3 protein-coding genes are annotated in these 3285 nt (G+C 68.6%); 2 read left to right on the top strand and 1 reads right to left on the bottom strand.

Annotated features, from left to right (window positions below):
* Positions 1-159: 159 nt before the first annotated feature.
* Entirely contained in the window at positions 160-1059 is a 900-nt protein-coding gene (mutM, locus tag JWQ05_RS07205) for a bifunctional DNA-formamidopyrimidine glycosylase/DNA-(apurinic or apyrimidinic site) lyase (RefSeq protein WP_299656765.1), read from the bottom strand.
* A gap of 150 nt (positions 1060-1209) precedes the next feature.
* On the opposite strand from mutM, the gene ubiE reads away from it, so the two are divergent.
* Positions 1210-2010, top strand: a complete 801-nt coding sequence (gene ubiE, locus JWQ05_RS07200) for a bifunctional demethylmenaquinone methyltransferase/2-methoxy-6-polyprenyl-1,4-benzoquinol methylase UbiE (protein ID WP_299656762.1) — start codon at positions 1210-1212, stop codon at positions 2008-2010.
* A gap of 16 nt (positions 2011-2026) precedes the next feature.
* The coding region (gene ubiB, locus JWQ05_RS07195) for a 2-polyprenylphenol 6-hydroxylase (RefSeq protein ID WP_299656759.1) at positions 2027-3285 on the top strand (1259 nt) is incomplete at its 3' end.

The following is a 3285-nucleotide window of genomic DNA, read 5'->3' as shown; positions in this document are numbered from 1 at the left end:
CACGCGAACCGCTACAATGTCTGCGATGGGGTACATGAACGCCCTGGATCAGCACAGTTCCGGTCGGAGGATCGAAACGTCCATGAAAAAAGACACCGAGAGTCCCAACCGTCGCTTAACGTCTGTTTCCGGAATCGTCGATGGCCCGTCCGCTCCCGGCTATTTCGTCGATTTGACCTGACAGGTGGCGCAGAAGAACGTCGATCGCCCGGATTGTACGATCCGCTCGATCGTACCCGTGCATCCTTTCGCTCCGCAGGCATGCCCGACCCGGTCGTAGACCCGAAAGGCATGCTGGAAGGCGCCGGCGCCGCCATCCGTATGTACGTAGTCCCGCAGGGTCGAGCCGCCGGCGGCGACGGCCTCGGTGAGTACCTCCACGATCACTTTGGTCAGGCGCTTGGCCTGGCGCGTCGGCGTTCCGTCCGGCTTGGCGAGGCTGCCCGCCGGCGCCTGCGGGTGCAGGCCGGCCCGGTGCAGGGCCTCGCAGACGTAGATGTTGCCCAGACCCGCGATCAGGCGCTGGTCGAGGAGCGCCGCCTTCAGCGGCGTGATCCGACCCCGGAACAGGCGCGCGACCGCCTGCGGCGTCAGGGCGTCGCTCAACGGCTCGATGCCCATGCCGGCGAAGTGCCGGCTCGCGCCGAGGTCCTCGGTGGCGACGAGATCCATGAAGCCGAAGCGGCGCACGTCGTTGTAGGTCACGGTCGACCCGTTCGACATCGCCAGGACCACGTGGTCGTGCTTGGCGTTGCCCAGTGCCCCGTCCAGATAGAAATCCCCGGGCGACAGATTGCGTCCATCTGGCAGAGCCACGTCGAAGCGTCCGCTCATCCCGAGATGCATGATGAGGGATTCTCGCGAATCGAGCCCCGCGACGAGGTACTTCGCCCGCCGCGCGAGCTCCGTCACGGTACGGCCTTCCAGCCGCTCGGCGAAGCGTTCGGGGAACGCAAACCGGAGGTTGGGACGCCGCAGGATGACCCGGCTGAAGCGCGCCCCGACCAGGGCCGGCGCGAGGCCGAGGCGGACGGTCTCGACTTCGGGAAGTTCGGGCATGGCTTCGACGAGGTTCCGCTGCGGCGCTGCCGCGATGATTGGGACCGCCGATCGCGGCGGGCGGCACATCGCCGGGATGGCACATCGTGGCGCAAGGCAGATAGCGATCTCGGCGACGTTTCGCTATGAGCGTGCGCGAGAGGATGGTCCATGAGTTCGGTGAACAAGAGTTCGGTGACGCAGGCGGATGGACGATCCGCGAGCGCGGCGGAGACGCATTTCGGATTCGAGAGCGTGCCGCTCGACCAGAAGCAGGCGCGCGTCGACGACGTGTTCCGCTCGGTCGCCAAGCGCTACGACCTCATGAACGACCTGATGTCCGGGGGCCTGCACCGGGCCTGGAAGTCGCACCTGATCTCGATGCTCCGCCCGCCGCGCAACCGGCCCTTCCGCCACCTCGACGTCGCGGGCGGCACCGCCGACATCGCCTTCCGCGCCCTGGAGGCGGGCGGCCCGGAGACGCACGCGACCGTCCTCGACATCAACGAGGCGATGCTGCGAGTCGGCGCCGAGCGCGCGGGCGGCCGCTTCACGGGACGGATCGACTTCGTCACCGCCAATGCCGAGGCGCTACCGCTGCCCCCGGGGCATTTCGACGCCTACACCATCGCGTTCGGCATCCGGAACGTGCCGCGCATCGACGCGGCGTTGGCCGAGGCGCACCGGGTGCTCAAGCCCGGCGGGCGCTTTCTCTGCCTCGAGTTCTCGAAGGTCGACCTGCCGGTGCTCGACCGGATCTACGACGCCTACTCGTTCCATGTGATCCCGCGCCTCGGCGCCCGGGTGGCGGGTGACGCGGATTCCTACCGCTACCTCGTGGAGTCGATCCGCAAGTTCCCCTCCCCCGGGCGCTTTGCCGGGATGATCGAGGCGGCGGGCTTTCGCCATGTCAGCCACCGTCCGCTCACCGGCGGTATCGTGGCGATCCATTCGGGCTGGAAGGTCTCGTGACGGTCGGGACCGCCTGATGCTCGGGGGCCTCTTCCACCTGTTTCGCGGCGCCTATGTGGGGTTCGTGCTCGCACGCGAGGGCGCGCTGTCCTTCGTCGATCCCGGCGAATTGCCGCCGCACCTGCGCCTCGCCCTGCGCCTCGGCCGGATGCTGGAGCGATCGGGCCTCGGCAGCGGAGCCGGGCCGCTCCAGCGCGCCTTGACCCGCCTGGGGCCGAGCTACGTCAAGTTCGGCCAGTTCCTCGCCACCCGGCCCGACATCGTCGGGATGGACGCGGCCCGCGATCTCGAGACCCTGCAGGACCGGGTGCCGCCCTTCCCGCAGAGCATCGCGATCCGGGTCGTGGAGGCGGCGCTGGGCAAGCCGGTGGCGCAGCTCTTCGTCTCGTTCAGCGAGCCGATCGCGGCGGCCTCCATCGCCCAGGTCCACAAGGCCCACATCCTCGACGCCGACGGCACCGAGCGCGTGCTCGCGATCAAGATCATGCGCCCGGGCGTGCGCGAGCGCTTCCAGCGCGACCTCCAGGTCATGCGCTTCATGGCCCGCGTGGTGCACGCGCTTTCGCCGAAGGCCGAGCGCCTGCGCCCCCGCGAGGTGGTGGAAATCCTCGCCCGCTCGGTGATGATGGAGATGGACTTCCGGCTCGAAGCGGCCGCGATGTCCGAACTCGCCCAGAACACCCGGGACGATGCCGACTTCCGCGTACCCCGGCCCGACTGGGAGCTCACCGCCCGCGACGTGCTGGCGAGCGAGTGGATCGAGGGCATCCGCCTCAACGACCGCGCCGCGATCGTGGCTGCCGGTCACGACGCCAAGGCACTCGGGCGGTCGGTGATCCAGTCCTTCCTGCGCCACGCCATTCGGGACGGCTTCTTCCACGCCGATATGCATCCCGGAAACCTGTTCGTCGATCCGACCGGCACCCTCGTGGCGGTGGATTTCGGCATCATGGGCCGGCTCGGGCACCGGGAGCGGCGCTTCCTCGCCGAGATCCTGCTCGGCTTCATCCTGCGCGACTACAAGCGGGTGGCGCAGGTGCATTTCGAGGCCGGCTACGTGCCGGCCCACCACTCGGTGGAGGATTTCGCGCAGGCCATCCGGGCGATCGGCGAGCCGATCCACCAGCGCAAGGCCGACGAGATCTCGATGGCCAAGGTGCTCACCCTGCTCTTCGACATCACCGCCCTGTTCGACATGAGCACCCGCACCGAACTGGTGATGCTCCAGAAGACCATGGTGGTGGTGGAGGGCGTCGCCCGCTCCCTCGACCCGCA

It is taken from the genome of Methylobacterium sp., from assembly GCF_028290105.1.
In the GTDB taxonomy this organism is placed as follows: domain Bacteria; phylum Pseudomonadota; class Alphaproteobacteria; order Rhizobiales; family Beijerinckiaceae; genus Methylobacterium.
Note: the sequence above shows the minus strand (reverse complement) of the source record. Positions and strands in the feature narration are given on the sequence as shown.

Coding starts and splice junctions, on each gene's coding strand:
- mutM (WP_299656765.1), bottom strand. CDS start 1,059: ATGCCCGAACTTCCCGAAGTCGAGACCGTCCGCCTCGGCCTCGCGCCG.
- ubiE (WP_299656762.1), top strand. CDS start 1,210: ATGAGTTCGGTGAACAAGAGTTCGGTGACGCAGGCGGATGGACGATCC.